At 58.9% G+C, this 15,850-nt stretch carries 16 protein-coding genes; 12 read left to right on the top strand and 4 right to left on the bottom strand.

Annotated features, from left to right (window positions below; genetic code table 11):
• Nucleotides 1-134 precede the first annotated feature (134 nt).
• Entirely contained in the window at nt 135-599 is a 465-nt protein-coding gene (locus tag WAW39_RS23155; protein WP_422321528.1) for a hypothetical protein, read from the top strand.
• On the opposite strand, the gene WAW39_RS23150 is transcribed toward WAW39_RS23155, so the two are convergent.
• The gene (locus tag WAW39_RS23150; RefSeq protein ID WP_422321527.1) at nt 600-1,607 is read right to left on the bottom strand and encodes a metallophosphoesterase; all 1,008 of its coding nucleotides are present in this window, start codon (nt 1,605-1,607) and stop codon (nt 600-602) included.
• Nucleotides 1,608-1,648: 41 nt separating this feature from the next.
• On the opposite strand from WAW39_RS23150, the gene WAW39_RS23145 reads away from it, so the two are divergent.
• Both WAW39_RS23145 and WAW39_RS23140 read left to right on the top strand, forming a co-directional pair.
• Nucleotides 1,649-2,566 carry an FAD:protein FMN transferase gene (locus tag WAW39_RS23145; RefSeq protein WP_422321526.1) on the top strand — a complete coding sequence of 306 codons (918 nt, stop codon included), beginning with the start codon at nt 1,649-1,651 and terminating at the stop codon, nt 2,564-2,566.
• 61 nt (nt 2,567-2,627) lie between these two features.
• Entirely contained in the window at nt 2,628-4,643 is a 2,016-nt protein-coding gene (locus WAW39_RS23140) for an ATP-dependent DNA helicase (protein WP_422321525.1), read from the top strand.
• A gap of 30 nt (nt 4,644-4,673) precedes the next feature.
• Here WAW39_RS23140 and WAW39_RS23135 read toward each other — a convergent pair whose 3' ends face one another.
• Nucleotides 4,674-5,945, bottom strand: a complete 1,272-nt coding sequence (locus WAW39_RS23135; protein WP_422321524.1) for a Glu/Leu/Phe/Val family dehydrogenase — start codon at nt 5,943-5,945, stop codon at nt 4,674-4,676.
• Between the two features lie 86 nt (nt 5,946-6,031).
• Here WAW39_RS23135 and deoC point away from each other — a divergent pair, with 86 nt between their 5' ends.
• The 6 genes from deoC (at nt 6,032) to WAW39_RS23105 (ending at nt 11,856) form a co-directional block, all read left to right on the top strand.
• The gene (gene deoC, locus WAW39_RS23130) at nt 6,032-6,970 is read left to right on the top strand and encodes a deoxyribose-phosphate aldolase (RefSeq protein ID WP_422321523.1); all 939 of its coding nucleotides are present in this window, start codon (nt 6,032-6,034) and stop codon (nt 6,968-6,970) included.
• Nucleotides 6,971-7,326: 356 nt separating this feature from the next.
• Nucleotides 7,327-8,757, top strand: coding sequence for an aldehyde dehydrogenase family protein (locus WAW39_RS23125; RefSeq protein WP_422321566.1), 1,431 nt, complete (start codon nt 7,327-7,329; stop codon nt 8,755-8,757).
• Nucleotides 8,758-8,902: 145 nt separating this feature from the next.
• Entirely contained in the window at nt 8,903-9,772 is an 870-nt protein-coding gene (locus tag WAW39_RS23120) for an aldehyde dehydrogenase family protein (protein WP_422321522.1), read from the top strand.
• Nucleotides 9,773-9,815: 43 nt separating this feature from the next.
• Complete coding sequence (locus WAW39_RS23115) at nt 9,816-10,034, top strand: addiction module protein (RefSeq protein WP_422321521.1); 219 nt, start codon at nt 9,816-9,818, stop codon at nt 10,032-10,034.
• Nucleotides 10,031-10,336, top strand: a complete 306-nt coding sequence (locus tag WAW39_RS23110; protein ID WP_422321520.1) for a type II toxin-antitoxin system RelE/ParE family toxin — start codon at nt 10,031-10,033, stop codon at nt 10,334-10,336. Before WAW39_RS23115 ends, WAW39_RS23110 begins: the two co-directional genes overlap by 4 nt.
• A 44-nt stretch (nt 10,337-10,380) precedes the next feature.
• Nucleotides 10,381-11,856 carry a carboxypeptidase M32 gene (locus WAW39_RS23105; RefSeq protein ID WP_422321519.1) on the top strand — a complete coding sequence of 492 codons (1,476 nt, stop codon included), beginning with the start codon at nt 10,381-10,383 and terminating at the stop codon, nt 11,854-11,856.
• Nucleotides 11,857-11,862: 6 nt separating this feature from the next.
• On the opposite strand, the gene lexA is transcribed toward WAW39_RS23105, so the two are convergent.
• Entirely contained in the window at nt 11,863-12,498 is a 636-nt protein-coding gene (gene lexA / locus WAW39_RS23100) for a transcriptional repressor LexA (protein WP_422321518.1), read from the bottom strand.
• Nucleotides 12,499-12,589: 91 nt separating this feature from the next.
• Here lexA and WAW39_RS23095 point away from each other — a divergent pair, with 91 nt between their 5' ends.
• Both WAW39_RS23095 and bioF read left to right on the top strand, forming a co-directional pair.
• Complete coding sequence (locus WAW39_RS23095) at nt 12,590-13,261, top strand: tetratricopeptide repeat protein (protein ID WP_422321517.1); 672 nt, start codon at nt 12,590-12,592, stop codon at nt 13,259-13,261.
• Nucleotides 13,262-13,264: 3 nt separating this feature from the next.
• On the top strand, nt 13,265-14,443 hold the full coding sequence (gene bioF / locus WAW39_RS23090) for an 8-amino-7-oxononanoate synthase (protein WP_422321516.1): 1,179 nt from the start codon (nt 13,265-13,267) through the stop codon (nt 14,441-14,443).
• Here the strand turns inward: bioF and WAW39_RS23085 are convergent.
• On the bottom strand, nt 14,434-15,045 hold the full coding sequence (locus WAW39_RS23085) for a hypothetical protein (RefSeq protein ID WP_422321515.1): 612 nt from the start codon (nt 15,043-15,045) through the stop codon (nt 14,434-14,436). The genes bioF and WAW39_RS23085 overlap by 10 nt on opposite strands.
• A gap of 277 nt (nt 15,046-15,322) precedes the next feature.
• On the opposite strand from WAW39_RS23085, the gene WAW39_RS23080 reads away from it, so the two are divergent.
• Nucleotides 15,323-15,850 (top strand): hypothetical protein (locus tag WAW39_RS23080; protein WP_422321514.1); only part of this gene is annotated, 528 nt, incomplete at its 3' end.

Raw genomic sequence — 15,850 nt, 5'->3', positions numbered from 1 at the left:
TGAGGGGGATTAAAGGGGGGGTGAATATTCGTAAAACCAGAAAAGGCACGAACAGCGGAACAGAAACTTGGGATTTTCCTGATGCAACGGCTATGTTCGCATGTGAGAGTAAAATTTCTCCGCCCCTTCGTGTCATGCGCACCCCAGCCGCCCCATCCCCCTTCGCTTTCCTTGCCCTCTGCATCTTGATGCTGCTCACCCCTGCGGCCTGGCTGCATGCGGGTGACAATGAAGACGCCGAGAAAGCCGCCAGCGCCCTGGCCTATGATCAGGAGGCGGAAGGCTACAACATCCGCGCCGAGGTCAGGACCTACGTGCTCGAACCCAAGCTCGGCAAGGCCACCCGCATGCAGCTCTTCAAGGGCAATGAGTACTGTTTCTGCATTGCAGTGCCGAAACATTCCGGAGTCCACGTCACCGGCGCTGTGCTCGACCTCGAAGGCAAACCCTCCGGGGACATCCTGCCTGTGCTCGACGGCTGGGGCTTTGTGCTTTTCTACAAGCCGAAGAAAACCGGCATGTACATGGTGGCCATTCACCAGACGGAGGAGGGCAAGCGCAAAACAGTGCCCTGCGCGATGGTCACCGGCTACAAGTGATCAGCCGATTTTGAAGCTGCCATCCGGCAGCTTCGTCACGGTGTGCAGGACTCCGCCATCCGCCGAGTGATGCGTGAAGGTCAGCGCCTTCGACGTGACCTGCAGATGCGTGAAGCCATGCACGTCCTTGCCAAACGGCACCTCATGCTTGCCATCGAGTTTACGCGTTTTTGCGCCGCCACCGCCTGAGAGCAGATGCGTGGTGAACAGGCCCTTCATCTCCAGATGCTGCAGGTCATGATCGTGGCCGCACAGATAGGCGTGAACCTGATGCTTCTGAAACAGCGGCTCCCACTGCGCGATCAGCTGTTTCGTGTCGCCATGATCGCCGTTTGAGTAAAGCGGGTGGTGGCCGATGACGATGGTGAATGGCGCACGCGGTTTCTCCAGCTCCGCCTTGAGCCAGGCGAGCTGCTCCTTTTCCTCCGCCGCGGTCAGTGAGCCGCGTGGTTTCTTCGTCTTCTTGTTCTCGCCGCCCGAAATGGCGGGAAAATTGGTGTCCAGGCAGATGAACGTCACCAGCGGCTTGGTCACGGGTCCGAGATCAAAGCGGTACCACTTCGCCGGCATCTTCCAGCGCACTCCAGGCTGCGCCGCATAGGCCAGCTGCACCTTTTCACCGCCCGGGTTGTCATGGTAGTCGTGATTTCCCAGCACGCTCCACATGGGGCCGGGAAAAATGCTGGCCGGGTACATCTTCTCGATGTCCTTCTGCCAGCGCGGCGAATCCACGCTGAACCCCTCCTTCACAGGGCCGTAGAAATTATCTCCCAGCATCAGCAGCCCCTCGGTCTTCACGCCATTGTCGCTCACGAATTTCTGCATGGCTCCCGCCACCTTGATCTGGTCCACACCGCCAGTTCCAAAGTCGCCGATCATGAGCAGATGCAGGCCCTCCCTGGCGATCTCAGCAGCAGCCCGGTCCGGCCGCACATTCAACGCCAGGGCAGCAGAGGAGCAAAACAGCGTTTGAAGGGCGCGGCGGCGGGAAAGGGGGGCTTGATTCATCGTGCTGGCTGAAACGGCAGGCCTCGCCACTTTCTCTCATCATGCGTTTTGCTCTTTTGCTCCTGCTTCTCAGCGGCTGCTCTCGTGATGCCCAGCCTGTCACTCTCGGCGGTCGCACCATGGGCACGACGTGGAGCCTGCGAGTGGATGGTGGGGCTGGCATCATCTCTCAAAAAGAGATACAGCAGCAGCTCGATGTCTGGGAGTCCATCCTCAGCCACTGGCAGCCTGACTCCGCTCTTTCGCAGTTCAATTCCTCCACCAGCACGGGCTGGATCGCGGTGCCGGCTGAACTCGTGGAAGTCGTGGAGCTCGCGCAGCAAATTGGCAACGACACCGATCACGCGCTGGACATCACTCTAGCTCCGCTCATCGATCTGTGGGGCTTCGGTGCCAGAGGCAGACGCGACATCGCACCCACTGAGGCCGAAATCGCGGGTGCCAAAGCCCAATGCGGCTGGCAGCATCTGCACACCCGACACGATCCCCCAGCCCTGCGCAAAGACATTCCGGAACTGCGCATCAATGTCAGCGCCGTCGCAGAAGGCTGGGCCATGGATCACCTCGCGCAGCATTTGGAATCCAAAGGCATCACCCATTTCCTCCTCGAAATCGGAGGTGAAGTCCTCGCACGCGGTGAATGGCGCGTCGGTATCCAAACACCTGCGGCACCGCCCGGAGAATCTGCACAGACGCTCCGGCTTAAAGATCAATCCATCGCCACCAGCGGTGTCTATCGGCAGCATTTCTCTGCGGATGGGAAAGACTACGCGCACATTCTGGATCCGCGCACGGGTCGCCCCATTGAGCACAAGCTCGCCTCGGTCAGTGTCATTCACCCCAGCGCAGCCCAAGCTGATGGCTTTGCCACGGCTCTGCTGGTCCTGGGACCGCAGGTGGGTCGTCAGCTGGCGGAAAAGCTCGGGCTGCATGTCGTGTGGTTCGAGCGCGAAAAATGACCCCTTGCTCAAAAACTCCGTTGCCCTGAAGGCTGCGCTCTCTGCTATCACCCTCCCCCGCATGTTTCACGTCGCCGAAGATCACGAAGAAGGAATGACAGGCCGCATCTCGCGACCGCCACTGGCGCCGCGCATGCACTACGCGTTCTCGGATCAGGGCAAGATGTCCGAGTCGCCGCAGTTTGAATATCGACCGCAACAGCAGCGCATGGCGGAGCTGGTCGGTGCGGCGCTGGACGGCAATCACGCCTTTGTGTGCGAAGCTGCAACGGGTGTCGGCAAGTCTCTCGCCTACCTTGTTCCCGCCGTCACGTTTGCCCTGGAGCAGAAGCGCAAGGCCATCATCTGCACCCATACGATCAATCTGCAGGAGCAGCTCATCACGAAGGACATTCCCATCGTGAAACAGCTCATCGGCGATTTCCATGCGGAGATTCTCAAAGGCCGTGGCAACTACATCTGCCCCACGCGTCTCAAGCGAGCGCTCAATGAGTCTGGCGATCTCTTCTCCACCTCCGAAGCCAGCGAATTGAAGATGCTGCTCGACTGGGTGGCCGAAACCGAGGACGGCACGCTGAGTGATCTCGACTTCACGCCAAGCGCACGCGTGTGGTCGCTCGTGTGCAGCGAGCCGCATGCCTGCACCCCCCGTCGCTGCCCGCCCGGCAGCCGCTGCTGGTATCAGGACGTGCGCCGTCGCATGGAGCAGGCGGACGTCGTGGTGCTGAATCACACGCTCTTCTTCACGCTGCTGGCCTCCGCCGATGAAACCAGCACCGAGGACTGCAATTTCCTCTTCCCGCGTGACTTCGTCATTCTCGACGAGGCCCACACCATCGAGAACGTGGCCGCGCGCGCCTTCGGCCTGCACATCAGCGAATCGAACATCAAATTCGAGCTGGGCCGCCTGCACAATCCGAAGAGCCGCAAAGGCTTCTTCCAACTCGTGGGCGACAAAGACGGCGTGCGAGAAGTGCTTCAGACGCTGGACAGCGTGGACACCTTTTTCCGTGCCGCTGAGGCCGCGTGCAAATTCAACGCCATGGGCCGGGAATTCCGCGTGCGCGAAGCAGGCCTGATTGAAGACACACTCAGCCTGCCGCTACAACGCCTCGCACTGCGTGCCCAGAAAGCAGGCGATGCCGTTGATCGTGAAGGCACGAAACTCGAACTCCTCGATCTTTCCAAACGCCTCACTGCCATTCGTGTCGGCATCAAAGCCTTCCTTGATCAGGAAAACGAAGACCATGTTCATTGGGTTGAGCGCACCAGCCACGAAAACCGCATCGTTTCTTTTCACACCGCGCCCGTCGATGTCGCGCCACGTCTGCGACAGATCTTCTTCGCCAGCCACAAGGCCTGCGTCTTCACCAGTGCCACGCTGGGCATTGGCGATGACACGGAATTGAACTACTTCCGCAATCGCGTCGGCGCTGAGGATGCCCGTGCGGCATGCATTGAGAGCCCCTTCGATTTCAAAAAGCAGATGAAGCTCTATCTGCTCAAAAAGATGCCGCAGCCCTCGGAACCCGGTTACCTCGACCGGCTGGAGCACTGGATCACCCATTTCATCGACCTCAGCAGCGGCCGCGCCTTCATCCTCTTCACCAGCTACAGCCAGATGACCTCGCTGGCCGGCAATCTCGAAGCCCACTGTGAAAAACGCGGCTGGCGGCTGCTGGTGCAAGGCCGTGGCATGCCACGGCATCAGATGCTCGCCGAATTCAAGAACGACACCCACAGCGTGCTCTGCGGCACCGACAGCTTCTGGACCGGTGTCGATGTGCCCGGCGAAGCCTTGAGCAACGTCATCATCACCCGCCTGCCCTTTGCGGTGCCTGACCATCCGCTGACCGCCTCGCGCATCGAGCACCTCGAAGCACAGGGACTCAATCCCTTCACCGAATACAGCGTGCCCGAGGCCATCCTCAAACTCCGCCAAGGTGTCGGCCGCCTCATCCGTACTGCCACCGACAAAGGCATCTGCGCCATCCTCGACAACCGCATCCTTACCAAGCCGTATGGACGGGCGTTCCTGTCATCCCTGCCGGAATGCCCGACAGAGATTATGCAGTGATCGTGAGACCGGCTGGCGGCCCATTCCACATCATGGGAACAACCCGCGCATCTGCTTCGCCTCATGCACGCGCTGGATGCCCAGGCTCAGAGCGGCGAAGCGCATGCTGACATTGCGTTTGCGGCTGAAATTCAAAGCCTGCACGAAGGCCTGCTCAAGGATGCGGTAGAGTTTGCTCATCACTTCGCCCTCGTCCCAGAAGAAGCTCTGTAAATCCTGCACCCATTCGAAGTAGGAGACGATCACGCCGCCGGCATTGCAGAGAATGTCGGGAATCACGAAGATTTCAGGACGTTGGGCGATGATGGCATCTGCCTCGGGCGTGGTCGGGCCGTTCGCGCCTTCAGCGAGGATGCGGCACTGGATTTTCGCGGCATTTTCACCGGTAATCTGGCGCTCCATTGCGGCGGGAACCAGCACATCGCAGGGCGTGACCAGCAGTTGCTCGTTGGTGATCGCGTCCGCGCCTTCAAAGCCAACGATGCTGCGCGTTTTCGCCACGTGTTCGTCGAGCTTGGCCAGATCAATGCCGTTCGCATTGTGCAAACCACCAAACGCATCGCTCACAGCGATGACCTTGAGTCCCATGCGGTTCAAGGACGCTGCCGCCACGGCACCGACGTTGCCGTAGCCTTGCACCACCGCCGTCGCGCCCTGGGCTGTGATGCCCACGGTATCCATGGCGCGAGAAATCAAATAGGCCACGCCGCGACCTGTCGATTCCTTGCGTCCCAGCGAGCCGCCCAAACCCACCGGCTTGCCCGTCACCACCGCCGGCACGCAGTGGCCGCTTTGCAGTGAATAGGTGTCCATCATCCAGGCCATGGTCTGCTCGTTCGTGCCCATGTCCGGTGCAGGAATGTCGATCTGCGGGCCGATGAACGGGATCAGCTCCTGCGTGTAGCGACGTGTCACACGCTCCAGTTCATTGAGCGAAAGCGCCCGTGGATCGCAGGTCACACCGCCCTTGGCACCACCATATGGCAGGCCGGTGAGCGCACATTTCCAGCTCATCCACATGGCCAGGGCACCCACTTCTCCCAGTGTCACATCCGGGTGAAAACGCACACCGCCCTTGGTGGGCCCAAGTGTAAGATGATGCTGCACGCGGTAGCCCATGAATACGGTGGTGCTGCCATCGTCACGCCGCACGGGCATGGCCACGCTCACGGCGCGCTTGGGCATTTTCAGGCGGTCACGGGCATTTTCAGGAATGTCCAAAAAGTCGGCCACCAGATCAAACTGCTGACAGGCCATGCGAAAAATCGGCGAATCATACACTAGAGGGATCATATTGCTCATGGTACCCAAGCATACGCGGGCCGGAGAATCTGCGAGCACAGATTCTGTCATTGTCAGCAACACGGTCTCACATGTAAATGAGTTCCATGCCAGCCGCCAAAGCGCCCACCAGCCTCCGCCGTCTCTTCGATGAGATCGGCACCGTCGATCAAGTCGGCATTGAAGAGCGTGTGGCGAAATTCACCACACGCAGTCTCAAGAAGAATTCGAAGGTCTTCGGCCTGCGCCTCGCTGTGTCTATGGTCGATCTGACCACGCTCGAAGGCAAGGACACGCCCGGCAAAGTGGCCTCACTGTGCCAGAAGGCGCTGCGACCGCATGACGTGGGCGACATTCCACCCACGGCCGCCGTCTGCGTGTATCCCGCGATGGTGAAGCACGCGAAAAAGCATGTCGGCGGCACCTCGGTGAAAATTGCCTCCGTCGCCACCGCCTTCCCGAGCGGCCAGGCTCCGCTCAAAACCCGCCTCGCGGAAGTCACCGCCGCCGTGAACGATGGGGCCGATGAAATCGACATGGTCATCAATCGCGGTGCTTTTCTCAGCGGTGAATTCGGCCGCATGCAGGATGAGATCTCCGCTGTGGTCGAAGCCTGCGGCCAGTCCACGCTCAAGGTCATTCTCGAAGTCAGCGAGCTCGAAACTTTTGATAACATTCGCGCCGCCAGTTTCCTGGCCATGCGCGTGATCCGTCCTGGTGACTTCATCAAGACCAGCACGGGCAAAACTTCTTCCAATGCCACGCTCGGCAACAACCAGGTCATGCTGGAGGCCATCCGCGACCACTTCCTCGCCACCGGCATCCCCATCGCCATGAAACCCGCCGGCGGCATCCGCACCGCCAAGCAGGCGCTGCACTTCCTCATCGCCGTCAAAGAAACCCTCGGCGATGAATGGCTCAACAACCGCCGCTACCGCTTCGGTGCCTCCGCATTGCTCAACGACCTCGTGCGCCAGCTCGAAAAAGAACGCACCGGCGCCTATCAGGCCCCGTGGAATTTCAGCGAGGCCACCGAAGGATATTAAGGCCATGATTTTTTTGTTTCTCTCCTCTTTCAACCTCTCGAAACCCTTTTTCACCCTTTTTGGTTTTTTGGCGATTCCATGCGCTGTTTTTTACGCGAGCCCCCGCATTGGACTTCCGGGGTTGCTCCAGCTCGGATTCATTCTTCTCGCGGTTGGAGTAAGATTATGGCGCTTTCGCTCCATGAAGCTCTCTCTGTCCATGCGTTTTCAGGTTGCGTTGATCACCTACCTCCAGGCCACTCTCATCTCGAACGTCATAGCTTTCGCTCTCATTCCTGATCTCCTTCACTAGCGCCATGCCAAAATCGCCTGCCCGAACCAAGGCCAATCCCGCCCGTGAACTCGTCTTCGGCGATCTGTGGGAGTTTGATCCAGCTCCTGAGACAGCGGACCCGAAATTGAAGCCGCACTACGACTTGTTCATCAACGGGTCCTTCGTTCCGCCGCATGCGGGAAAATACTTCGCAACCATCAATCCGGCACATGAAACGAAGATTGCGGACATCGCGATGGCGGATGCTGCGGATGTCGATGCCGCCTGCAAAGCAGCGCAGAAGGCATTCACTAACGTGTGGGGCAAAATGCCGGGAAAGGAGCGCGGCAAATACCTCTATCGCATCGCACGACTGCTCCAGGATCATGCACGTGAGTTTGCCATCGCGGAGACCCTGGATGGTGGGAAGCCCATCAAAGAATCGCGTGATTTCGATGTCCCAATGGCGGCAGCGCATTTCTTTTATCATGCAGGCTGGGCCGACAAGCTGGAGCATATCGCGCCGGGCAGACAAGTGGCGCCGCATGGAGTGGTGGGACAGGTGATCCCGTGGAATTTTCCGCTGCTCATGCTCGCGTGGAAGATCGCTCCCGCGCTCGCCGCAGGAAATTGCGTGGTGCTGAAACCGGCCGAGACCACCAGCATCACCGCGCTGAAGTTTGGCGAAATCTGCCAGGAGGCAGGCCTGCCAAACGGCGTGGTGAACATCGTCAGTGGCGCGGCAGAAACGGGCGCGGCGGTGATCAGCCACCCGCTGACAGCGAAGGTGGCCTTCACCGGCAGTACCGAAGTGGGCAAGAGCATCATGCGCAGCCTCGCAGGCACGGACAAGAAGCTCACGCTCGAACTCGGCGGCAAGGCTGCGAACATCGTCTTCGATGATGCGCCGCTGGATCAGGCCGTGGAGGGCATCGTGAACGGCATCTTCTTCAATCAAGGCCATGTCTGCTGCGCTGGCTCACGCCTGCTCGTCCAAGAAAGCATTGCCGATACCGTGCTCGCCAAACTGAAGCGCCGCATTGCGGTGCTGCGCGTGGGTGATCCGATGGACAAGAACACCGACCTCGGCGCCATCAACAGCCGCGAGCAGCTCAGCAAAATCACCGAACTCGTCCAAAGCGGTGTCGCTGAAGGCGCGGAGAAGTACGACAACGGCTGCAAGCTTCCCGCCAAAGGCTTCTTCTTCCGCCCGACGATCTTTACCAACGTCAGCATGAGCCACCGCATCGCCCGCGAAGAAATCTTCGGCCCCGTGCTGAGCATCCTCACCTTCCGCACACCTGAGGAAGCCGTCGAAAAAGCCAACAACACGCCCTACGGCCTCAGCGCCGGCGTCTGGACCGACAAAGGCAGCCGCATCCTCAAGATGAGCACCCTCCTCAAAGCCGGCGTCGTTTGGGCCAACACTTACAACAAGTTTGATCCGACGAGTCCTTTTGGAGGATATAAAGAGAGCGGATTTGGGCGTGAGGGTGGGAAGCAGGGGATGCTGGATTATTTACGCGTGGATTGATGCGGTACCTTTTTGACAGGATTTACAAGATGACAGAATTCCAGGATTTCCCCAAACCATCACACTCCACCTGAATACTTCCGAATCATCCATACCCAATCCTGTGATCCTGAAATTCTGTTAATCCTGTCCCAATTCGTTGCTTATGTCTCCCCGCCTCCACATCAACAAAACCCCCAAATGCTACGTTGGCGGAGCCTTCATCCGCAGCGAGAGCGGACGCGTGACGGCACTGCATGACGCCTCCGGTGCGTTCTTTGCCAACATCCCGCAATGCACACGCAAGGACCTGCGCAATGCCGTGGAAGCAGCAGCCAAAGTGGGCCCCGGCTGGGCCAAACGCTCGGCCTTCAACCGTGGGCAGATTTTATACCGCCTCGCAGAGATGATGGAATCACGCGCTGCTGAACTGGCCGAAGCGGTGGCATTGGGCGGCGCTTCAAAAGCAGACTCCTCGCGTGAAGTTGCGGCCAGCATCGAGCGCGTGGTGCACTACGCCGGCTGGACGGACAAATACGAACAGATCCTCGGCAGCGTGAACCCCGTCGCGTCCGCTCATTTCAATTTCACCGTGTCGGAACCGATGGGAATCATTGGCGTCATTGCCCCTGATGACTCACCCCTGCTGGCCTTGGTTTCCTTGATCCTGCCCGCCATCACAAGTGGCAACTGTGTCGTAGCACTGGCCAGCAGCACCCAGCCTCATCCAAGCATTCTGCTGGGAGAAATGATGGCCACCAGCGATCTTCCCGGCGGCGTGGTGAACCTGCTCACCGGCCAGCGCAGCGAAATGCTGCCCACCTTTGCCACCCATGAACACCTCCGCGCACTGAGCGGCGCAGTGAACGCTGCAGACCGCAAGACTCTGAAACTCGGCGCAGCGGAAAGTGTGAAACGTGTGCGCCTGATGAAGTCCGATGAACCCATCGACTGGTTCGCTGACAAGATGCAGGGCGTGGAAGAAATCCGGTCGCTGATCGAATTCAAGACTACGTGGCATCCAGTGGCGGCTTGAAGAGAGGCTTGCGACAGTGAGGGAAGAAGATAAACTTGAACTCATGTTCGTCGAATCCGACATCGAGCACATGACCGTAGCAGAGCGCTTCCAAGCCATGGAGGTGATATGGGGCTCATTGCTGAAATCGCCCGAAGACGTGTCGTCGCCCTCCTGGCACGGAGATGTTCTATCCAAACGTCTGGCCAAGGTTGAGGCAGGTCAGGGAAAGTTTCTCACGCTTGAAGAACTCAAAGGACGACTTGGCCTGCCCCGGTCATGAAGAGAGTCATCGTCCTGGAGGAAGCGGCGGAAGACATCGAAGCCGCACGTGACTTCTATGATGAAATCGAGCAGGGGGTTGGAGATTACTTTCTCCGGCGCATTGTCGAAGACCTCGAGCGGCTGACGGCGCTCAGCGGTATTCATGGTCTCCACTTTGGTTTTCATCGGATGCTTTCTGAGAAGTTTCCTTTCGGCATCTACTACCGAGAAACAGCTGGCGAAACGCAGGTGTTTGCGATTCTCGACCTTCGCCGCGAACCGACATGGATTCGCGCCGAGCTTCACAACAGGAACTCGTGAATCGTGCTTGAAGATGACTTCGGTCACTGTCAGTTCATTCACACATGACCGCCTACCAATCTCTCCGCGAAGTTGTTTCTGAAATCGCCCTGCTCACTTCCACCGAAGCGGTGCTGGGCTGGGACCAGGAAACTTACATGCCAGCGCATGCTCTGGAGCACCGGGCGCGGCAGTTGTCCTATCTGACAGGAAAAGCGCACAGTCTGCTGACCTCAAAGAAAACGCTGAAGCTACTGGAGCGCGCTGAAGCAGAGACGCAGGAAAATCCAACCCACGCAGCAAACGTGCGCGGACTGCGCCGCGACATCGACCGTGCGACGAAGCTGCCGCAAAAACTCGTGGAGGAGGAAAGCGAGGTCTGCGCGCATGCCAAGGCGGCATGGGTGGAAGCACGGGGGAAATCCAACTTCTCCATGTTTGCCCCCCATCTAGAGAAGGTGCTGGGCATCGCACGCAAAAAGGCAGATCTGTTTGGCTACGAAGATGAGCCTTACGATGCGCTGCTGGATCTCTACGAGCGTGGTGCGAAAACACGCGAAGTGGCCGCGCTGTTTGCCAAGTTGCGCCCGCAACTCGCCGAAATCGCCCGCGAGGCCGTGGCCAAATCTGCCAAGGTGAAGCCGGGCACGCTCAAAGGTCGTTATCCGATCGAAAAGCAGCAGATTCTGAACCGCGAAATCGCACAAAGCCTGGGGTTTGATTTCGAGGCGGGTCGCATCGACACGACAGCACATCCCTTCTGCACCACCCTTGGCCCCGGCGACGTTCGGCTGACGACGCGCTATGACGACAAGGATTTCCTGTCCTCGCTCTTCGGCGTGATGCACGAAGCCGGTCACGGATTGTATGAGCAGGGGCTGCCGGGTCTGGACTACGGCCTGCCGAGCGGCAGCGCTGCCTCACTAGGCATCCACGAATCACAAAGCCGTCTGTGGGAAAATCACGTGGGCCGCAGCCGCACCTTCTGGGCCAAGTGGCTGCCCCGCGCGCAGGAGCTCTTCCCGCACCTGCGCAAAGTAAAACTCGATGCCTTCATGAAGGAGATGCTGCGCAGCGAGTTCAGCTTCATCCGCGTGGAGGCTGACGAAGCCACGTATGATCTCCACATCCTCCTGCGCTTCGGCATCGAGCGCCGCCTCGTGAAGGGCGAGCTTGCCGTCCAGGACGTGCCAAAGGTGTGGAACGAGGAGTATCGCGAACTCTTTGGCATGACACCTCCGGACGACCGTCACGGCTGCCTGCAGGACATTCACTGGAGCATGGGCGGACTGGGTTATTTCGCCACCTACACCCTGGGGAACCTCAATGCCGCCCAGCTTTTCGCTTCTGCGAAAAAGAATCGGAAGATCGCAGCCTCCTTGGAAAAATGCGACTACGCGCCGCTGCTGCACTGGCTGCGGGAAAACGTGCACAGCAAAGGTGCCGCCCTGCTGCCCCAGGAGATCATCACGCAGGCGACGGGCAAACCAACCGATGCCAAGTGGCACATCAAACACCTGCGCGAGCGCTACGTCGGCTGATCAGGGTCAGCCCTGACGCACATGCCGGATGAGCCCGATCATGACGCCTTGGATGAGAAGTTCACGTGCCGGCAGAAGATCAGGAAATTCGGGATTCTCAGCCTGAAGGTAGGGCTGAGAATCTTTGACCACGTAGCGCTTCAAGGTGCTCTCACCATCGATGAGTGCGGCGACGATGTCTTTTGGGCGCGGTTCGCGAATTTCGAGAATGACGAGGTCGCCATCGCCGATGAGAGCGCCGATCATGGATTCGCCACGCACTTTCAGGGCGAAGCTTTTCGCCGAGCGTGGAATGCCGAGGGTGTTCACATCCACAGAGATGCAGCGGTCGGCATGCTGCACCATGTCAGCTGCGGCCATGCCGGCGGGAATCTGGCCGAACACCGGAATATCGACGATTTCAGCGCGGTCGAGATCTTCCGGAAAAACGACGGCACGCGCTTTGTGCGCATGACGCTGGATGACACCTTTTTTTTCCAGCGCACGCAGATGGCTCATCGCGGCGGTCTGGCTGGAAAAGCCGAAGTGGCGCTGGATGTCACGCGTGGAGGGCATCACACCGTTCGTGCGCTGGTAGCTGCGCAGGTACTCGAGGAGTTCCTGCTGGCGGGCCGTGAGGCGGGAGTCAGTGTCGGTGAACATGGATAAATTAAGGCTGTTCGGGCGAACATTCCCTCTCACGCTCCGTACGCAAGATGTTTTCCTGCGCCAATTTCAGCGCATAGTCACTGCCATGTTGTGTTCGAATCCCCTGAAAATCTCCGCGCTGCTGGTTCTGGCCACGGTCAGCCATGCCCAGGAGGCTGCACCGATCAACCCGGCCAAGATGGATAAAACCGGCATGCTGCCCCCTTTCACCAAGGTGTTGGGTGAACGTGCAGCAGCAGCCTTCGGCAAGCAGGACTGGCCCGCAGCCCGCAAGGCCTACCAAGAAATGCTGGAGCTCGACGATGGCAATGCCCTCATCTGGGCCAATCTGGGTGCCGTGGAGCAGCAGGCAGGAAACACCAAGCAAGCCATCGAATGCTTTGAAAAATCCGTGCAGCTCAATCCGCAGCTCGCGCAAACGTGGACGGCCCTGGGGCTGCTGCTGCAAAAGCAGGGAGACACCTACCGTGCCATTTCCTGCTTCACCCGGGCCATTCACGAAGAGCCCGAGGATGCGCGCGCTCATAATTACCTGGCCATCGCCGCCAAAGGCCTGGGCTGGACGGATGCGGCCGAAGCAGAACTGCAGCGCGCGATCGAACTGAAGCCGGATTACGGCATCGCTCATTTCAACATGGCCCTGATGCTTCTGGAGCGCCGACCGCCTGCCATCGAGCTGGCGCGCAGGCACTATGAGAAGGCACTGACCCTCGGTGTGGCAAAAGACGACGTGGTGGAACGCCGGCTGAAGGAGTGACGCATGCAGGAACGCACCGACCCATGGGACATCACTGCTCAGCTGGATGAGCTGCGTACGCAGGGACTCTGGCGCGAGCTGCGCCCACTCGATGAGCTGAACGGAGTCACCGTGCGCGCCGATGGCCGCGAGTGGATTAATTTTTCTTCCAACGACTACCTCGGCCTGGCGCACTCCATTGAGATGAAGCAGACGCTTGCCGAAGGCATCGTCAAATACGGCGGTGGCTCCGGTGCTTCACGTCTGGTGTGCGGCACCCATCGTGCGCATGCCGAGCTGGAGGAAGCCTTGGCGGATTTCAAAGGTACAGCCGCCGCGCTGACCTTCAGCAGTGGCTTTGCCGTGGCACTGGGGACGATTCCGGCGCTCATGGGTGCAGGCGACACGATCATCCTCGACAAACTCTGCCATGCCAGTCTCGTCGATGCAGCGCGTTTGAGCGGAGCAACGATCCGTGTCTTTCCCCACAATCACCTCGAAAAACTCGAACGCCTGCTGCAAACGGCCAAAGGGCGCGTGCTCGTCGTTACAGAGTCGATTTTCAGCATGGATGGCGATGCCGCCCCGCTGCGGGAGATTGCAGAACTTAAGGCCAGATACGGTGCCTGGCTGCTGGTGGACGAAGCCCATGCCGTGGGTGTTTTGGGCCCGCAGGGGCGGGGGCTCGCCGCCGCACTCGGCGTGGATCAGCAGGTGGATCTGCATCTGGGCACCCTGAGCAAGGCCTTCGGCCTCAGCGGTGGCTATCTAGCGGCCTCACGCCAGGTCATTGACCTGCTGATTAACCGTGCACGCAGCTTCATCTACTCCACCGCCCCTCCCGTTCATTTGGCCCATGCGCTGAGCTCCATTTTGAAACTGATTCGCGGTGAGAGTGGCGATGCCTTGAGGTCCCATGTCCTCAGCCATGCAGCGCAAACCCAAGCCCTGCTGTCTGAAATCGGCGTCACTTCACCGCCCGGCCCGGCAGCCATTCTGCCGGTCATTCTGGGTGAAGCGTCACGGGCTCTGGAAGTCAGTGCTCGCCTGCGTGAGGCTGGCTTCCTCATTCCCTGCATCCGCTATCCTACCGTCGCCCGCGGCAGCGCCAGACTGCGCATCACCGTCAGCGCCTTGCACACTGCCGCACAGATCCAAGCTCTGGGCAGCGTCCTGCGAGAAACGCTTGAGCCTCAAGGCTGAGACAACTGCCCAACAATCTCCAGCGCCCGTTTTCTAGCATCCTTGATCTCCTGCGGGTTCAGAGAAACGCCATTCTTTCCCGACGCCATCAAATTGGTGCGCTCCTGCCGATGCTGCAGGAACAAAACGTGACCGAGTTCATGGGCCGTCACGCGGGCCACGGGGTTGCCTGAGCCGCCAGAAACCTTGTGAAATTCAGGATTTTCGCAGACCACCACCGGCTCGCCGTAAAAAAAGCCGTTGGGACCCATGTCCTTCACAAAACAAACGTCAATGGCGGTGGGACTGAACAGATCCGTTGGAATCGCTTTTTTGACCCAGTCTCGATCCTTGATGTACCACCTTTTAGGGGCGAGATTGAGTGCTTGCAGGTTGTCAATCGCCTCCAGTTCGAATCGAATGCCAGCCTGGGCCCAGATGTCGTTCACTTCATCAAAAAGGGCACGCGTTTCATTTTCCTTAAGTGTCGTTTGCAACCTTGGATTCGTAATGGACCGCATTAAATGCACCCGGACTCGCAAATGAATGAGGGGAAACGGCTCACTGGAATGCAATGGCAATGACCACACTATGAGCAAAGTAAAAATCAGCAGACGAGTCATGACAAGGGTTAGCCATCTTCTGCAATCCGTTCAATGCCAATATTTCACCGATTTTGGCATGAAGGCTGCTTTACAAAGATCAATCATATAATTAAGGCAGCAATTAAGGATGCAAAAATTTGTTCCATAATTGCAAAAATTGCTTTTCACGTGTTACGGCCCCTGCTAGTTTTGGGGCTGAACGGCTCACGTACTTTGGGTTAAAGCACATGCTTTGATCCATCCCATGCGAGTGTCCGACCTCAACCAACCAACCTAATACCAAACTAATCAGACTATGAAATTGAACGCATTGCTGAAAACGCTGGGGTTCTTGGCACTGGCCGCCACTCCCGTTGTGGCCGGACCATCCGCTCCTGCTCCTAAAAACCCAATCGCTCCCGCTCCGGTGAACGATGACCTCGGCATCACCGCCTCCATCGGTTACGACTCCAACTACGTCTGGCGTGGCATCAACTACGGTCAGCATTGGGTCCGTGCCGGCCACAACGGCGAGCTTCTCCTTGTGGGCGGCGCTTCCGAAGACGGCGCTGGCAGCACCTCCCTCCTCTGGGACGTCAACTACGGCTCCCTCGCAGGTGACCATGACAGCTTCTCCCCTAACATTGCCACTGCTGTTCCCGCGATCAAAAACACCAACTCCTTCCAGCGCCTTCAACTGGGTGCTGCGATCTCGCATGACTTCGGTCCTGCCGCAGTGAGCTTCGGCTACAGCTACATCCACAACATGGGCTCCTTGGCCAATGGCAGCGGTATGAATGGCGTTTTCGGCCAAGGCTTCGGCATGAACGACATCCAGCAGCTC

Origin of the sequence: Prosthecobacter sp. (assembly GCF_049294395.1) — a bacterium.
In the GTDB taxonomy this organism is placed as follows: Bacteria; Verrucomicrobiota; Verrucomicrobiia; order Verrucomicrobiales; family Verrucomicrobiaceae; genus Prosthecobacter.
Note: the sequence above shows the minus strand (reverse complement) of the source record. Positions and strands in the feature narration are given on the sequence as shown.